We start from the raw sequence: 16,329 nt of genomic DNA on the forward strand, positions 1-16,329 counted from the left end.
AAAGCTTAAGCATTAAAGTTATATTAGCATGGATAACTCAAGTCTATCCTTCTGCAAGTCCGAGGGGATTCCCTGCTAGCACGAGGCGGACAGCATTTCTCGCTATCGCCTCCCAATGTGCTTTACTTGTGATACGGTTCCCCCCGATTGATCTTCACAGCGCGATAAATCTGCTCCACCAATACCAGCCGCATAAGCTGATGCGGCAGGGTCATGCGCCCGAAGCTCAAGCGCTGCTTCGCGCGGCGCAACACCTCATCGGAGAGCCCATGGCTTCCTCCGATGACAAACACGACATGGCTCGTCCCATACGTGCCGAGCTTGTCGATCTCCAATGCCAGCTCCTCGGAACTCCAGAGCTGGCCATCCAATGCGAGCGCGACAACATGCGCCTCGCTCTTCACATGCGCGAGGATGCGTTCGCCCTCGCGCTCTTTCACCGCCCGAACCTCAGCTTCGCTCAGGGTATCGGGCGCCTTTTCGTCTGCGACCTCGATCATCTGGAACTTGATGTACGGAGCGAGCCGCTTGGCATATTCCTGAATGCCCAGCGTCAGATATTTTTCCTTCAATTTGCCTACGCCAATAATCTGAATAAACATAAAATCCATTCCTCCTAAATTATCTTGCTTGCGCAATATTCTATAAGTAAGATGCATCATAGCATCGTTCGTTCCAACGGTATTATACCTATCCTACACATTTCTCCAAATTCTAACGAACTCCACACACCTTAATTAGCCTCATTTTAGCTCCTTTAAAATCTAACGAATCCAAAACACGCTATTTAGCACCAAACGAGCACTCCCCACCACTTTCAAGGCCATTTCATCAATATAACGTGTCTACGATTCGTTAGATTTCAACCAGGCGGTATTTGCCACGAATAAGGTCCGTCAGGTTCTTTAGAGTTACTCCGCCCAACCCAGCCACGCCACCGGCCCTACCGACATCGCTATCACCCAATTTCTACTATCCCCATGCCCAGACTTCCCTTCTATTACCTACACACCTCGCACGTTTGCTATAACCTGCTCACCCCAACTCAGAACTTGGCGCCTACCCACCATAATCTTTCTCCCACTCTCCCTACTCCACCGTCAACTCCTACAACCCTCGCTCAACTCCAAGCTGTCAACCAACAACCCCACCAATTCCCCCACAAACACAAAAAGAGCGCTCATCACGCTCTCCTTGGCTTCTTGCTGTGATGTTCATACCGGATGGAAAGTCAGCCCGAAGCGACACCTTAAGTCGCGCCTCCAGCTGTCTAATCCTACAGTACGCTAAACGACGAGGAATTCCGCGTGCTGTTCGCACTCGGCGCACTTCGCAGGCGGGTCCCAATCGGCAAATTCCGTCTCCTTCAGATCAACGATATCTGGAGCGTCCTCATACTCATCGACAAACATGTCGATGGCAATGTCCACGTGTTCTTTGCATACAACGTACATCCGTTTAGCATCCTTTCTGTAACCAGCTATGTTCCCGATTCACAACCGCGTATCCTATTACAGGATAGCCACTTCTCAGTTCTATCACACCTGCCACCGAAAAGAAACCCCCAGCCCTAATTTATCGTGCCCAACCTCCTCCAAACCTCTCCATTCACCGTAAAAGAACACAAAAAGCATCCTTCTCGATACCTCCAAGGTACCTCGAAAAGAATGCTCTTGTAACTGTAACCTAACTCAACATAGCGAATGAATCCTGCTCCACAATCGTTTACTTCAATCCCGATTGCGCCTTCGTCAACAACTTGCCACTTTGAAAAGCAATAACTGCATTGGCACCATTGCCGGCGGTGCCTTTGTAGTTGTACACCACCATATTCTCAGCTTCACTCAGCGCTTCGCCTTCGCCGCCAAGGATCTCAATTACATCTTCCACCGTCATGCCAACCTCAAGCTTCTCGTACTGGGCAAACGTAATCAGCACCCCGTCGCCTTTCCCGGCCGATCCGTTGTTTCCAGATGTTGTAGGCGTTTGACCACTAGCCCCACCTACCGCAATCACATTTGTACTCAGCTCATTCAACTTGGTCTCAAGTGCTGCAATCTTTTGCTCCTGCTCAACGCTCTTGGCTCCCTGCTCCAACAGTTTCTTCTCAAGCCCGGCAATCTTCTCTTGCAGAGCGCTTGTATCCACCGGAGATCCTGTCGTGGCTACCTCAGATCCACAGGCAGACAACATCAACAGGGACAGCATCAAGCTTGTTCCCCCAAGCATCTTTTTCCTCAATCGTTTCATTAGAAAAACCCCTTCCATTTTGAAATAAAGCGAGATCGACAAAGAGATGTTATTTGCATCAGCGACCGTTCGAACATATAGACAACAGTTTACCACAGCCCAAGTCTGATGTATCTGCTACTTTGGCTCCGGGTCTAACTGATCATGGGAACACATAAATGGTTCATCTACTCATTTACTGTCGAACGAACACGTCCACTCATAATAACTAAAAAAGAGTGGTCAGTTGATCTGATCACTCTTCTAGCCTTACCTTAATTTAAGCCACGTAACGGTATACACCACGGCTGAACTTCCTTTACTCCGGTTTATCTGTCAGCTTCACCGAGACTTTCTCCGCTTTTCCATCCCGGTAGAAGGTCACTTCAATCGTATCCCCAATCTTCTTCTGATCGTACAGATACTTCCGTAGATCTAGCGTGGAGGTAATTTTTTGCCCGTCAAATTCCGTAATGACATCATTCAGCTTCATGCCCGCATCAGATGCCGGACCCGATGCCTCCAGTACAACCACACCGCTATCCACGTGAGATGGCAGCTTCAGATCCTTGCGCTGCTCATCATCCAGTGGTGCATATGGGTTGCTCAGATCGACCGTGTATACGCCCAGGTATGGACGAGATACTTTGCCGTTCACCAGCAGAGAATCTACGGTTTTCATCACTTCGTTCATCGGAATCGCGAAGCCGAGACCTTCCACACCCGTATCCGAGATTTTCATCGTGTTGATGCCGACCACTTTACCGTTCAGATCGACGAGTGCACCGCCACTATTACCCTCATTAATAGCCGCATCCGTCTGGATCACGTTTTGCTCCCAGTCGTACACGCCGTCCTGATTAATCGACACAGGCAGAATACGATCCGTATAACTGACAATACCAGATGTCAGCGTACCGCCCAGACCGAGCGGATTCCCGATCGCCAGCACCGTTTGACCGCGCTGAAGTTTACTGGAATCACCAATTTCCGCTACTGCACCCAACCCTTTATCTTCTGCGGATAATACAGCAATGTCGCTCACACGGTCCTTACCGACCAGCTTCGCTTTATGTGTCTCCCCGTCCACAGTCACGATCTCCAGGTCACTCGCACCTTCCACGACGTGGTGGTTGGTCATAATGTAGGCCTTGCCATCTTCCTTCTTGAAAATGACCCCTGATCCCAACGCAGAATCTTCCATCGACAGGCTGCTGCCCGTTTTATGGTTCACGATGCTCACCACGGAAGGACGTACCTTCGCCGCTGCCTGGATAATCCGGTCGTATGGATCAGCTACCTGTGCTGTCTGTGCACCGCCTCCACCACCATTACCTGTAGCATTCGCCAGCGGTAACGATGAGGGCTGTGTGATGAAGCTAAACAGCATGACGGTCACGATGGAGCTGATCACCGAACTAATCACAGCTACTTTCACTGTGGAGCTGATTCCCGTACGTGATCTGCGCGGATTACTCCAGCGGTCACGTCCACGTGCTCTGCCTCCAGGGCGAATGATCTGAAGTTTGCCTTTCTGTTCAGGTTCGGCGCGTCTTGATACTTTGGTTGAATAAAAATCGTCTCCAAACAATCCCATCGTGATCCTCTCCCCTTCGTTGTCACGCATCAAGACCCTGACTGCCGCCTAAGTTGTCGCATGGATCAACGATGATGGTGTCCTTACGTTCCCCCACTCCAGCCACAGCCGAGCTTTCGATCGCTGTTACTCACAAATTTTTTTATTCCATTTTCCTCGGTAAAATTTGTTCATAAAGGCGAACGCTACGCTTCTCCAGCCTCGTTCTGTGTCTTCCGTTACGTGCGTACCGTAAATAACCTCTCGCTTTCCCATGCTTTTTTGCATTTTATAAAATGGTCTTGCATATCGCCGCATCCCGGCATCAAATCAAGATACAGCGTCTATGTACAACAGAACGGACACGCCATTCTGTCAGTGACTCTATCAATCATGCTCTCGCATTCTATGACATGCCATTTCACACGCAAAACAGCCAAAATCACAATGCTCCTCATATACTAAACACGTCAAATCCAAAAAAGTTGCATATTAACGAAAATTACCGCACATTTCTGCTATAACGCGCTTAACAATAAAGGTCCATAGTATCTATCACCACAAAATTCGGTTCGCTAAGCGCCGTTTTGGCCATTTTGAAGAACTTTTTCATCCTTGTATAGTCACAGGTTCAGCATACACGCCTTATCACTGAAATGTTAGCGGCAAAAAGAGGAATGTTTTCCATCAAGCTTGACTACAATAATAGTAAAAGACAATTCGAAGCTTCATAGAGGAGGAAGTATACATGGATCGCACGCGTACACTCACAGCCATGGACGAAGTTCATATGGCGGCCAAGCTGGCCGATCTCAAGGAAGAACACTATCGCAATACCCTTGCACTGAGTACCATCATCGAACTGCTTATTGATAAAGGCATCCTAACCCGCGAGGAAGTCGAGCGCAAAGCCGCCGAACTGGACAGCTTTATGGCTCACCCACCCTATCCCATGGCGTAGGCCGGTCGTAATACGTATCACAGAGTTTGAACTCATGATCCCGATAAAAGCATCCACGGCTCTCCATCGCGTCACGCACCGACATTTTCGCCAAGTCCATCATATTATGATCACGGCTAAGATGTGCCAGATACGTGCGCTTGATGCGTCCGTTCATCAGTTCACTAAGCGCTGCCCCTGCTGCTTCGTTCGACAAATGCCCAATGTCGCTCAAAATCCGGCGCTTGGTGTTCCACGGATAACGCCCCATACGCAGCAATTCGACATCATGATTCGCCTCCAGCACCAGCACGTCGGAATCGGAGATCGCATCGCGAACCTTGTCGCTCATGTACCCGAGATCTGTTGCAACAGACAGCTTCTCACTGCCGTCATCGAACGTATACCCTACTGGCTCAGCCGCATCATGTGAGATGCCGAAGGATTCCACGCGCAGTGACCCAAAATCATGCTTTTCACCCGTCTCAAAAATCCTCCGGTTTTCCTCTGGAATCGCCCCAACCGACTTCTCCAGCGCCGCCCACGTATTCAGATTCGCATAGATTGGTAAATTATATTTCCGAGACATCGCGCCTAGTCCTTTAATGTGATCGGAATGTTCATGTGTAACCAGAATCCCGTCCAGTTCTGCCCCATAAATCTCCCTTTCCTGAAACAGTGCATCCAATCGCTTCGCACTAAGACCCGCATCAATCATGAGAGAGGTCCCCCCATGCTGTATGACCGTGGCATTACCTGTCGAACCGCTGGATAACACCGTAAAATATATCCCCATAACGCATTACTCCCCTGGTTTATCTGACTTGGGACTGAATACATCCCCACTGATGCCCTGCACGTACAACACTTCGCCACTTTCCAGCACGAACCGCCATGCCGGCATCGCTACCTGTATATCTGAATTGAACAACTGGCCGTAATAGCCCAGCTGAATATCTTTGACAATCGCATCATTTGGCAAAAAGTTCTCGATCAGCGTTCCCAGCGCCTTCGACGCCGGAAGTACCTGCTGATCGCTCTCCTCTGCGGTTGTAATTCGCACCGGAGTCTGACGATAACCCTTTATTTTCTGGTCGCTGTAGAACAGCTCCAGACTCACATTGAAGAGCGGCCATTTGCCATCCACCAGTGGGTGAAGCACAAAAGCCCCATCCTCGGCCATCAGCTGATCCAGCCGATATGTCCCGATCTGTGGAATCTCACGCTGTAATGCATCTTCCAGCTCACTCTGTGAGAAAATCAACTTGCTATCTACCGGCTGTTCCAGCTCCATATCAACACCAGCCTTGTCCTCTTCAATGAACTCATAGGACAACTTCGGCAACTTCGGCGTTTCATTCGGAATCGGAGCCAGCACCTGAATGCCCTTCTCTTCCATCGCCTGCTGTGTATTGTCTGCCAGTGAGGTGAAGTCCAGATTGGCTCCGGCCGTCTCCCGCGCATCCATCCAGATCTGGTAACCCAGCACCAGATTGAGCAGCAGAAAGGCATAGATCAACACATTTTTCGCCCGTCCCCAATCCATAACATCCACCTCCGTCCATTTGATAAAAGCAGCTAGTATCACACTGGCCCACTCCGCGGTCAGAACAACCTTCCGATCGCTGTTATCCCCAGATTTCCTGATTCCCTTTTCCTAAGGGAGAAATCCGGCGATAAAGGCGAATGCTTCGCTTCTCCAGCTTTTTTCTGCCCTCTCCGTTATCGTGTGACCTTACACCTCGCTCTTATATCGAATGACTCCATTACCCTACAACCCATCAAGATACGGTAGTCTCTTCACCGTTTCCAAAGCGAATAACCCATACCGGAATCAGCCTTAGTCCATCCTCAATTGTAGAAGGACGATACGCTGGATATACATCCACAACCTGGCGATTCTCACCTGCGACCTTTTTAATCAGAGCCTTCAGCTTGTCTCCGCCAGGCAATTTGACCGATTTCTTGGTCTCTGCACCTTCGTTCAGGTACTCCAGTGATCGTTCATAACTGGATACCGTCTCCTGCTGCATCTCCATGCTAATCGTGCCGAAGCGGAACTGCATAGAATCCATAATCGGATAACTGCCGTAATACTGCTGGAATTCAAGCCGTGTTTTGCTGTCCGTGGTCCCCAGCATCATGCGCGACCGGCCTTTCCAGCCCCCATGCTGATTTACAAAATCAACCGCAGACAACGCATCCTTCGCAGGATCAATCTGTCCCGCAGGTGGTGCCGCCGGATCGGTGTAACTGATCCAGCGCTGTTCCTGTTTTACCTGCAGACTACGTTTACTGTCCGTGTAAATCTCAGACCCGTCTTTTTCCCGGATGTTCCGGGTCATGCTTGGGTCGAAGAACAGACTGCGCTGCATCTGCTCAACCGTGAACTGACCTGTCGGCACATCCGCCTCAATTGTCTCCAGAGGTTCCGCCGGGATATAATAACCGCCATCCATTAAGGTATATGGCGTCCAGTTCGCACCGAAGTCAACATGCTGCTGCACGTCTTGTACGGTCAGGTCCGCCTGCGTTGCTTCATATACCACGTCTCCCTTGGCGCTGAAGAACAGCGCATGGGCCTTCGTTTCATTTTTAGCCGTATAGATCGAGATTCGGTTAATCGTCTCCCCCTGGAATAAGGAATCCGTCCCGAGCCTCATCACCCGCTGCAACAATGCTACCGGAATCCCTTCTTTGAACGATAGCTCAAACCCGGGGTTCTCCTTGCGAATCTGATCCCAGTTCACCGATTGCACGCTGCGGCGCTGAAAATCATCGAACGTCCGCCCCTGTAACCTTGAATAGATCAACTGATAGAACGTATTGCCAGGGTAAAACACCGTATGTTTATCTTCACCCAGATGAATAATCATCTGATCAGGGAAGATCAATTCTTCAATATTGCGTTCCTGACCCATATTTTCCGTCTTCACATAGTTCGTCTCTGAAGTCACAATGGAATCCCCGCCTCCGGGCAGACGGTAGATCAGAAAATAACTCTGAACCAGACTGGCTACAACAAGGGTAGCAAGCACCAAGGATTTAATCCGTTCCTTCACGGTGCTCACCCCCTTCCTCACGCATCGGCAGTGTGAACGTTACTGTCGTGCCTACGTCCACTTCAGACTCCAGAGAGATGCTGCCATCATGCGCCTTCACAATTTCCCGGGCAATGGACAGTCCTAATCCTGTGCCTCCCATACTGCGGGAACGAGCCTTGTCCACCCGATAAAATCGCTCAAAAATGCGATCCAGATCGCGCTGTGGAATACCCATTCCGGTATCTGATACCGAGATGGCAAGGGCGTGTCCATCACTGCGTCTAGCCGCAATCGTAATGGTGCCGCCTTCCAAAGTATATTTCAGCGCATTGGATACGACATTATCCAGCACCTGATCAATCTGGTCTCGATCCAGTGGAACAGCCGGAATATCATTCTCCACAGACAGCACTGGCTGAATATCCTTCTGATGCATCTGGAATGAGAAGCGATCGGTCACTTCCTCCAGCATTTCCAGAATGTCGGTTGGTTGTTTCCTCAGCAAAGCCTCTTTGGAATCCAGCCGCGACAGGTGCAGCAGATCCGTAACCAGCCTGATCATTCGCTCCGTCTCGTTCTGAATAACACCAACAAAACGACCGGCAAGCTGCGGGTCTTCCAGTGCACCATCATCCAGCGCTTCCGCGTAACTCTTGATCGTAGTCAGTGGTGTACGCAGTTCATGGGATACATTCGCCACGAATTCACGCCGGGATGCCTCAAGCTCTTCCTGTTCGGTAACATCCTGAAGTACGGCAATTGTTCCCGTGATCCCCCGTTCACGCCGATGAACCGGTGTGAACGTCATCCGAATGACCACAGGCTCTTCTTGTCCTGCGGGTGCAATTTGCAGCAGCGTAGAACCTGTGAACCCACTCGCGAGAGCTTCCGCATCCTCCGGATCAATGCCGAGTAATATGGCAAAATGTCTTCCTTCAATATCCGCAGGATGCATACCCAGTATGCTGCTGGCACGACGGTTTACGAGAATGACTTTCCCGTACTCATCCGTAGCTACCACACCATCACTCATATTGGTCAGAATGGAGGTCAACTTCTCCTTCTCCTCTTCATTCTGCGAGAGTGCATCCCGAAGCCTGCTGGTCATATAGTTAAAAGCCCGACTGAGCTGACCAATCTCATCCGTGCCGAATACAGGTGTCTGCTGATCAAAGTTACCTTCTGCGACCGCTGTCGCCCTCCGAGTCACTTCCTTAATCGGCTGCGTAATCGTATGGGACAGGATCACGCCAAGCACTGCCGTTAACACTAAGGCAATCAGGATACCGGAGATGAAGATTTTGTTGATTCCCTCCATCGTGGAATACAGCTCGTTCATGGATGCTGCGATGTAGACCGCACCAATGATTTTGCCGCCGGACAGCACAGGCTTGGCGACGACTTTTTTGCGAACATTATCCTCGTCCACGATATATTCCTCATTATCCCGAATGCCTTGCAGCGCACGGCTGACGACGGTCTGGGTGTTTTTGCGCCCCACATAGTCTGAATGTGAACTTAGCGAGGTCGTCAGTACTTTTCCACTGGCATCCAGCACCTGAATCTCGGCACCGTTAATGTTGAACAGGTTGTTTACCAGCACACGCAGATTTTCCGTTTTGTCCTCGCCAGCCTCTGCTTCTCCACCCGCCATCGTCTCCCCCACGAGAACCGACAGCATCTCCGCACGGGCCTGCAAGTCTTCCGTAAAGTTGCTCGTTAGCGAGTTCTTCATCGCGCTCACAAAATAAACGCCGATCAATTGCATTGCAATCAGAATCAGCAGTACATAGATAATAATCAATTTCGCCTGAATCGTTCGAAAGAACGAGAATCGCGCGAATCGGCCCATTATATCCCCACGCTTTTGGCACTGCGCACGAGATAACCGAGCCCGCGGCGTGTCAGAATCGTTTCCGGTTTGCTCGGATTCTCCTCAATCTTCTCACGCAGACGACGGATCGTGACATCCACAGTACGTACATCGCCGAAATATTCATATCCCCATACCGCTTGCAGCAGATGTTCCCGAGTCATAACCTTGCCGGAGTGCTTCGCCATATAATAGAGAAGTTCGTACTCACGGTGGGTCAGATCGAGCGGCTCCCCGCCTTTGTAAGCCGTATACATGTCCATATCAAATGCCAGATCAAATAGCCGCATGACCTGCTTTTCCTCATCTTCCGGCGCTTCTGCCGTAATCGCGAGCTTTTGCCGTCTGCGCATCTGTGCCTTCACCCGTGCAAGCAACTCACGCGTACTGAAAGGCTTCGTCACGTAATCATCCGCACCCAATTCCAACCCGAGTACCTTGTCGATCTCGCCATCCTTGGCGGTAAGCATAATGATCGGCATCTCCAGATGAGCGCGCACCTCACGACATACATCCATACCGTCCTTACCCGGCAGCATCAGATCCAGCAGCATCAGATCCGGTTTTTCGGATAACGCCAGTTCAACCGCACGAATGCCATCAAATGCACAGATGACCTCGTACCCCTCTTTTTCCAAATTAAACTTCAGAATGTCTGCGATGGGCTGTTCATCGTCCACCACCAAAATCTTCCCCTGCATCGGCTGAATTCACCCCTATATCCTGCTTAATCCGCATTAGCGTCTATATCTATCTTCTATGTTCAGCTTGTACCAAAGCCTCGTTGATTGTTGTATATACTCTATAGTTTAACATACCTGAAGCACCGTCACATCCCGATCAGAGGCTTGAAAGGTCTTTCATTTGAAAATTTTTTACAGCAGCAAAAAACAAGGCCGGCATCATTGCCAACCTTGCTCTCCTTAAGCTCTGTATTAGTTCAGATACGTTAACGGATTTTCTACCGTCCCATTCTTAATAATCTCAAAATGCAGATGTGTTCCGGTCGAACGACCCGTGTTGCCCATAACACCAATACTCTCGCCTTTTTCAACCACTTGTCCAACCTTAACGCCAATGCTGTTCAGATGTCCATACAGTGTTTCGTATCCGTTACGGTGGTTAATAATGATGACATTACCATAACCGCTTTTCTGTCCAGCAAAAGTAATTACACCCTCGTCAGACGCTTTCACATCGCGGTTACCTACCAGATCGACACCTTTGTGCTGGCGCCCCCACCGTTGTCCGAAGCTGCTGCTCATCGTTGCATTGGATACCGGCCAAGCAAACTCACCTGTGCCCTCGCCAACGACTTTGGTTCCGCTAAGGACCACTTCAGTTACAGCTGCTTTAATCACTTCCTGACCAAGCCACTCTTCCTGAACAACTTCACCATTTTCTTTGGTTATACGGTACTGCATGCTTTTCAATCCGCTTTGTCCTGGACGCACGACTTTTGTGGTACCTGCTTTCAACTCAGCACTTTTGCGTACTTCCACTTGCGGTTTAATCTCAATCTGCTCAACAACCTGCTCCACCGATTTAACGGTTATCGCCGGTTTCGGAACGGTCAGGGTCAGTTCGTCTCCAATTTGAAGCGACGTTTCCTTGATGCCCGGATTATGCTGGCGAATCTCACTTTGTGTAATTTCATACTTGGCAGCGATCGACGAGATTGTATCTCCTTCATGAACCACATAAGTTACAGGCGCGTCTTTACCGACGGTTAATGCTTTAACCGCCTCGGACACATCCCATATTTTGTTTGGGTCAGCCTTCACCACATCCGTCGCTACATCTTCCTTGATGCCTACCGACTTCAGGGTTGTACTTGGTCCCTCGTTTTTCTTCGAGGAATTAGCCGATACCGACTTCGTCTTCAGCGAACTTCGCACAGTAGATGCCGATATGTATTTGCTCTGCACCTGTTCCAGGATTGCATCCGCTGTAGCCTGATCTTTCACAATACCAATGACTTCACCGTCGACCTTGAGCTCCACGCCTTTGGCATAGGCTGTTAGCATGTCACCCAGTTTGTCCAGCGTCTCGTCACTGTTCACTTCAGGTTTGTACGCTCTTACCGTTTCGGTTGTAATGCCATCCGTGTTCAGCACCATCTCTGCATCCGGATATTTATGTTGATATTCCTCGGTTTTGTCTGTAAATAGTTGTTGTAATTGTGCTTCATCTGCAATGGTACCAATCTCGCTACCTTTAACCATTACTTTATAATACGGCACCGTGTTTGCAGTAACATATTGTTTGCCTGCGAACCCGAGCGATGCTGCGATGAATACACCACAAGCTGCTGTAATGATCCATTTGCGCGAGGCCAGAACGCGCTTCTTATTCACACTGAAGGTGGACATGCTCATGTTGTTTTTGTCTTCGGCCGTCCGGTGTTCCCCGGATTGTTCGTGTACCCGGTCTTTGCCCGGTTGGCGTATGCCTCTGAAACCTTTCATGATTCTCTCCTTTTCAGCACTTCTCAGTTCGCATTTCTGTCAAGACATCACCCATCGTGTCTGTCCCATGCTCGTTGATACTTGTATTGGGTGTCCGCAAAATCAGGACTTTAGCTGCGCTCATAAAAGTGTCAAAATTTTAACCTTTTATCACACCCGTATACTTTAACACAGGTTTTACACTTATTTCAACTCTACACATCACACCGCAAAGCCACGCCACGCTTGGTTTTCCTGAATTATCCATAAGTTTTTATGACCGATCCATCACCCATTATGCCTCAACATCCGCTGTACTATGTACTTTTACTCACAATTTAAGACTAGGTTCTAAGACCCAGTGGGATATGCTTTATTTTTCATAAAAATACAAATAAAAATCCCTCACCAGATCAACTCTGATAAGGGATAAGGTAAACAACCTGTTTGTAGGTTTCTCTTAAATTGGATTTCATTTCATGGCAATTTCGAATTTAATTTGTATGTCTTTACTCTTTCGCTGCAAGAATTACAAATCGCTTCTGCTGCACTTCCCAAAATCCATGTTGCTCCATCTCCATATGAATCTCCATTAATTGCTCACGGAAATGTTGTACCTTAAAATCAGGTACTTGCCACGGGATGGTCTTCAGATAATAGACCAGTGCGCCTATATCATAGAAACGCTGCGCGGGAGCTGCTTCACGTGCCTCTAGAATCCGGAATCCACACTGCTCCAACTGAACAACAGCACGCTCCAGCTCCCATCCAGCATAATCCGCTGGCATAGGAATGCCGAGCCGATCATTAATCTCCCTGCAATCTGACCAACCTACCTGTTGAGTTAGGAACAGTCCCCCTGCCGATAGAATCCGCCTAACTTCCTGCTCTTCATACGACTCATGCCGGTTAAGAATTAGATCGAATTCCTCGTCTTCGAAAGGAAGTTGCGAATCATCAGTCACCGGAAGCACCTTCACACCTAACGGCTGTAAACATTCCTCTGCAATCGGTATATTCGGGAGATAGCCTTCGGTAGCACACGTGTATGGAGGAAGTGGAAGGAGTCTGGACAGCATTTCTCCCCCACCAGTCCCCATGTCGAGCATTCGTTCAGTCTGATTCAATAATCGGCGCGCCATCGTTCCGTAGGACCAAGGCAGCATCCCACTCTGGAGTCGACTACTCCCTGTTACATAGCTAAAATCCCAGCCACTAAAAGGCTGATCTGCCTCTTGTAGTCCTTGCTCAAATACCTCTTTCGTCGCCTCTTTAAACTTTTCTACTGACATTTCTGAATGAGTATGATAAAAGTTCATCTTCAATAAAACCTCCAATTCGTGTATTCATAAACACAAGTCCATCTTATCTCTTGAATATGAAAGGAGGTCCACGAATTGGACTGAAGGTTTCTGTAATGTTGCAAAACCGTTTTTATATGTCGTGCTCTTTACCTTTATATTTCATACAATCTTCCCTCCTACATAGGCTAATAAAATTAACGTAAGCACCATTTGCTTTAAAACTAGCATGCTTGAATATCTAATTCTCTTTATATAATTTCCAGTATTTATTTAATTAAATTATATTCAATCGCCATCAACAAGTCCATTACAATCTGAATCAGGCGATGCCCAACTAGAGCACGCCTGCTTATTTTATTCTGTTTGCAGGACTTCCATCAGGTTGTCGTACTCTTCACTGGTCAGGTACTTCGAGATCACCTGTTCAATCTCACGTAATTCCTGTTCGGTTAGGCCACCTTCCATGGCGCCTGAGATCTGCTGCATTTCTTTCTGTGGCAGCTTATTCATGAGCAAGCTGAAGATTTTTTCTTTCTCCTCTGCGGGCAGCTTGTCCTTCGCTCCTGTGATGTCATCCGGTGATACAACAATCGCATCATTTCCTGAGGAAGCACCACCGCTAGCCGCTCCGGTTCCGTTCCCCGAAGCTGAACCGCTTCCCTGGGCTGTTCCTGATTCACTACCTGTGCCTGTATCCGTCCCATTGTTACTTGCGCCTGAGTTTGAGCCTACGGTCGTATCTGTACCTGAACCTTCACCTGCGCCCTCGCCTGAGCCATTCCCTTGAGACGCCTCGCTGCTTGTATCTACGCCAGATTGACCGCTCTCCGTACCATTTCCCATAACTGAAACAGCATCTTCCGGAACCCGCTCTTCGTCCGCTCCGGTCGGCTGATCTGTCGTCCCATTTCCCGATTTATTCCCCTCACTGGTTTTACCACCCAAGGCACCCTGGAACATGGCGGTTAAGCCCATGGGTTGACCTTCCCACTGAATATTGAAACTTGCGAGTAGCGACTTCGCATATGACTGTACAATTAATCCGGTCGTAAGCAGGGTCAGTGAACTGACCAGCAACACGGTTAGCACGATTTTGACAAACCAGACAAGCAACTTCATTCCGTTCTCTCCCTCCGATTATCCCACCCGTTCTAGCATGCGCATGTCGGGATCTGTGACTCTACTGTTAACCAGTATTGACGGAAATCTCGGGATTATATCCGATAAACATACAAAAAACCTCCAGTCATCGCTATCAAAGCAACAACTGGAGGCTTTACTGCCGGAGTCGGCATAGTAATCTATTTGATTAATTCAATAAATAATCTCTCTATTTCTTCGATTACTCGTAGATTGGAAGAACTTGATTCGTTTGCTCACGGTTACGACCAACGGAGAAGATCGCAATTGGAATGCCCGTCAGTTCGGAAACACGTTTTACATAATTCTGTGTGTTCACTGGCAGGTCTTCAAGTTTCTTCGCTCCAGTGATATCTTCGCTCCAGCCTGGCATCTCTTCGTATACCGCTTCACATTCAGCCAGCATTTTGAGGCTTGCCGGATAGTGTGTGATAACCTCGCCGCGGAATTTGTATCCTGTGCAGATTTTTACGGTTTCCAGACCCGTCATTACGTCCAGAGAGTTCAGGGACAGACCTGTAATACCACTAACACGACGCGCATGGCGAACAACAACACTATCGAACCAACCCACACGACGTGGACGTCCAGTTACCGTACCATACTCATGTCCCGTCTCACGGATTTGGTCGCCGATCGCATCATGCAATTCCGTAGGGAATGGGCCATCTCCTACACGAGTTGTGTAGGCTTTGGCTACGCCAATAACTTGCTGAATACGAGCTGGGCCTACGCCAGACCCGATACATACGCCACCTGCGGACGGATTGGATGATGTAACAAATGGATAAGTTCCTTGGTCAAGGTCCAACATCACGCCTTGTGCGCCTTCGAACAATACTTTTTTGTTCTCATCAATATATTCGTTCAGAACAACGGATGTATCACGTACATAAGGACGCAGAATTTCTGCGTATTCGAGGTAATCTCGCAGAATCTCTTCCACATCAACAGGCTGACCGCCATAGACTTGCTCAATGACGCGGTTTTTTTCTTTGACCAGGTGACGCAGTTTCAGTTCGAAATCTTCAGCATCCAGCAGGTCAACCATTCGAATACCGATACGAGCTGATTTGTCCATGTAACATGGGCCAATTCCTTTGCCAGTCGTACCAATTTTGTTCGGGCCTTTGCTCTCTTCTTCCAGTGCATCCAGTACCATGTGATATGGCAGGATGATATGTGCACGCTCACTGATGGACAGGTTCTTCGTTGTAAAATCATTGTCATGAATATAATTAATTTCTTCGATGAGTGCCTTCGGGTTGATAACCATTCCGTTACCAATAACACACGCTTTATCCGTGTAGAAAATCCCTGATGGAATCATCGTCAGTTTATATTTTTTGTTATCAATCAGAATTGTATGACCCGCGTTGTTACCACCTTGATAACGAGCCACCACATCAGCGCTCTCCGCCAAATAATCCGTGATTTTACCTTTTCCTTCGTCTCCCCATTGCGTTCCCACTACAACTACCGTTGACATAGTTAACATTCCTCCGTGGGTGCCTTGCGCACCTTTGTATTGGTCTGTCCGTCCTCTATCCCGGCAGGCATGTTACGCAATAAACCGACTGAGAAGCGTGCTAACGGACAGTAAAAATGTCCTTCCGTTACATTCAAGGGAAGGTTTGCGCTGCTTTAACGCAGCAGTATTAGTGTACCAGTACCTTTTTTCAAAGTCAAATCAAATGGCGAACAATTAGATATAGTACAACCGTAATGTTCGGGATTTACCCATAATTTCGACACAAAAAACCGGAGACCTCAGTC

General features: G+C 48.7%; 14 protein-coding genes. 1 reads left to right on the forward strand and 13 read right to left on the reverse strand.

Annotated elements, in window-relative coordinates:
- Positions 1-122 precede the first annotated feature (122 nt).
- The 4 genes from rlmH to NLBNIHML_RS17165 all read right to left on the reverse strand — a co-directional run bounded on the left by rlmH (position 123) and on the right by NLBNIHML_RS17165 (position 3,826).
- Complete coding sequence (gene rlmH, locus NLBNIHML_RS17150) at positions 123-602, reverse strand: 23S rRNA (pseudouridine(1915)-N(3))-methyltransferase RlmH (protein WP_017691463.1); 480 nt, start codon at positions 600-602, stop codon at positions 123-125.
- A 684-nt stretch (positions 603-1,286) separates the two neighbouring features.
- Positions 1,287-1,454, reverse strand: coding sequence for a CxxH/CxxC protein (locus tag NLBNIHML_RS17155; protein WP_017691462.1), 168 nt, complete (start codon positions 1,452-1,454; stop codon positions 1,287-1,289).
- 271 nt (positions 1,455-1,725) lie between these two features.
- Positions 1,726-2,250: a hypothetical protein gene (locus NLBNIHML_RS17160; protein ID WP_494352416.1), complete on the reverse strand. Its 525-nt coding sequence runs from the start codon at positions 2,248-2,250 to the stop codon at positions 1,726-1,728.
- A gap of 298 nt (positions 2,251-2,548) precedes the next feature.
- Complete coding sequence (locus NLBNIHML_RS17165) at positions 2,549-3,826, reverse strand: S1C family serine protease (RefSeq protein ID WP_494352417.1); 1,278 nt, start codon at positions 3,824-3,826, stop codon at positions 2,549-2,551.
- Between the two features lie 727 nt (positions 3,827-4,553).
- On the opposite strand from NLBNIHML_RS17165, the gene NLBNIHML_RS17170 reads away from it, so the two are divergent.
- Positions 4,554-4,766, forward strand: coding sequence for a hypothetical protein (locus NLBNIHML_RS17170; protein WP_036611899.1), 213 nt, complete (start codon positions 4,554-4,556; stop codon positions 4,764-4,766).
- Here the strand turns inward: NLBNIHML_RS17170 and NLBNIHML_RS17175 are convergent.
- The 9 genes from NLBNIHML_RS17175 to NLBNIHML_RS17215 all read right to left on the reverse strand — a co-directional run bounded on the left by NLBNIHML_RS17175 (position 4,735) and on the right by NLBNIHML_RS17215 (position 16,042).
- The gene (locus NLBNIHML_RS17175) at positions 4,735-5,541 is read right to left on the reverse strand and encodes an MBL fold metallo-hydrolase (RefSeq protein WP_494352418.1); all 807 of its coding nucleotides are present in this window, start codon (positions 5,539-5,541) and stop codon (positions 4,735-4,737) included. The genes NLBNIHML_RS17170 and NLBNIHML_RS17175 overlap by 32 nt on opposite strands.
- A 6-nt stretch (positions 5,542-5,547) precedes the next feature.
- Positions 5,548-6,291, reverse strand: coding sequence for a two-component system regulatory protein YycI (gene yycI / locus NLBNIHML_RS17180; protein ID WP_494352419.1), 744 nt, complete (start codon positions 6,289-6,291; stop codon positions 5,548-5,550).
- Between the two features lie 235 nt (positions 6,292-6,526).
- Complete coding sequence (locus NLBNIHML_RS17185; RefSeq protein WP_494352420.1) at positions 6,527-7,807, reverse strand: YycH family regulatory protein; 1,281 nt, start codon at positions 7,805-7,807, stop codon at positions 6,527-6,529.
- Positions 7,791-9,641 carry a cell wall metabolism sensor histidine kinase WalK gene (gene walK, locus NLBNIHML_RS17190; RefSeq protein ID WP_342571510.1) on the reverse strand — a complete coding sequence of 617 codons (1,851 nt, stop codon included), beginning with the start codon at positions 9,639-9,641 and terminating at the stop codon, positions 7,791-7,793. Before walK ends, NLBNIHML_RS17185 begins: the two co-directional genes overlap by 17 nt.
- Complete coding sequence (gene yycF / locus NLBNIHML_RS17195) at positions 9,641-10,363, reverse strand: response regulator YycF (RefSeq protein WP_074092884.1); 723 nt, start codon at positions 10,361-10,363, stop codon at positions 9,641-9,643. The genes walK and yycF overlap by 1 nt, the downstream gene beginning before the upstream one ends.
- Before the next feature lie 234 nt (positions 10,364-10,597).
- A complete protein-coding gene (locus NLBNIHML_RS17200) occupies positions 10,598-12,130 on the reverse strand; it encodes a peptidoglycan DD-metalloendopeptidase family protein (protein WP_339238876.1) in 1,533 nt (510 codons plus the stop codon).
- A 488-nt stretch (positions 12,131-12,618) separates the two neighbouring features.
- Complete coding sequence (locus tag NLBNIHML_RS17205) at positions 12,619-13,401, reverse strand: class I SAM-dependent methyltransferase (RefSeq protein WP_339261570.1); 783 nt, start codon at positions 13,399-13,401, stop codon at positions 12,619-12,621.
- A gap of 366 nt (positions 13,402-13,767) precedes the next feature.
- Complete coding sequence (locus NLBNIHML_RS17210; RefSeq protein WP_339258127.1) at positions 13,768-14,532, reverse strand: hypothetical protein; 765 nt, start codon at positions 14,530-14,532, stop codon at positions 13,768-13,770.
- A 223-nt stretch (positions 14,533-14,755) separates the two neighbouring features.
- Entirely contained in the window at positions 14,756-16,042 is a 1,287-nt protein-coding gene (locus NLBNIHML_RS17215; RefSeq protein ID WP_339238880.1) for an adenylosuccinate synthase, read from the reverse strand.
- Positions 16,043-16,329 lie beyond the last annotated feature (287 nt).

Source organism: Paenibacillus sp. JNU01 (genome assembly GCF_059130585.1).

Coding starts and splice junctions, on each gene's coding strand:
- rlmH (WP_017691463.1), bottom strand. CDS start 602: ATGTTTATTCAGATTATTGGCGTAGGCAAATTGAAGGAAAAATATCTG.
- NLBNIHML_RS17155 (WP_017691462.1), bottom strand. CDS start 1,454: ATGTACGTTGTATGCAAAGAACACGTGGACATTGCCATCGACATGTTT.
- NLBNIHML_RS17160 (WP_494352416.1), bottom strand. CDS start 2,250: ATGAAACGATTGAGGAAAAAGATGCTTGGGGGAACAAGCTTGATGCTG.
- NLBNIHML_RS17165 (WP_494352417.1), bottom strand. CDS start 3,826: ATGGGATTGTTTGGAGACGATTTTTATTCAACCAAAGTATCAAGACGC.
- NLBNIHML_RS17170 (WP_036611899.1), top strand. CDS start 4,554: ATGGATCGCACGCGTACACTCACAGCCATGGACGAAGTTCATATGGCG.
- NLBNIHML_RS17175 (WP_494352418.1), bottom strand. CDS start 5,541: ATGGGGATATATTTTACGGTGTTATCCAGCGGTTCGACAGGTAATGCC.
- yycI (WP_494352419.1), bottom strand. CDS start 6,291: ATGGATTGGGGACGGGCGAAAAATGTGTTGATCTATGCCTTTCTGCTG.
- walK (WP_342571510.1), bottom strand. CDS start 9,641: ATGGGCCGATTCGCGCGATTCTCGTTCTTTCGAACGATTCAGGCGAAA.
- yycF (WP_074092884.1), bottom strand. CDS start 10,363: ATGCAGGGGAAGATTTTGGTGGTGGACGATGAACAGCCCATCGCAGAC.
- NLBNIHML_RS17200 (WP_339238876.1), bottom strand. CDS start 12,130: ATGAAAGGTTTCAGAGGCATACGCCAACCGGGCAAAGACCGGGTACAC.
- NLBNIHML_RS17205 (WP_339261570.1), bottom strand. CDS start 13,401: ATGTCAGTAGAAAAGTTTAAAGAGGCGACGAAAGAGGTATTTGAGCAA.
- NLBNIHML_RS17210 (WP_339258127.1), bottom strand. CDS start 14,532: ATGAAGTTGCTTGTCTGGTTTGTCAAAATCGTGCTAACCGTGTTGCTG.
- NLBNIHML_RS17215 (WP_339238880.1), bottom strand. CDS start 16,042: ATGTCAACGGTAGTTGTAGTGGGAACGCAATGGGGAGACGAAGGAAAA.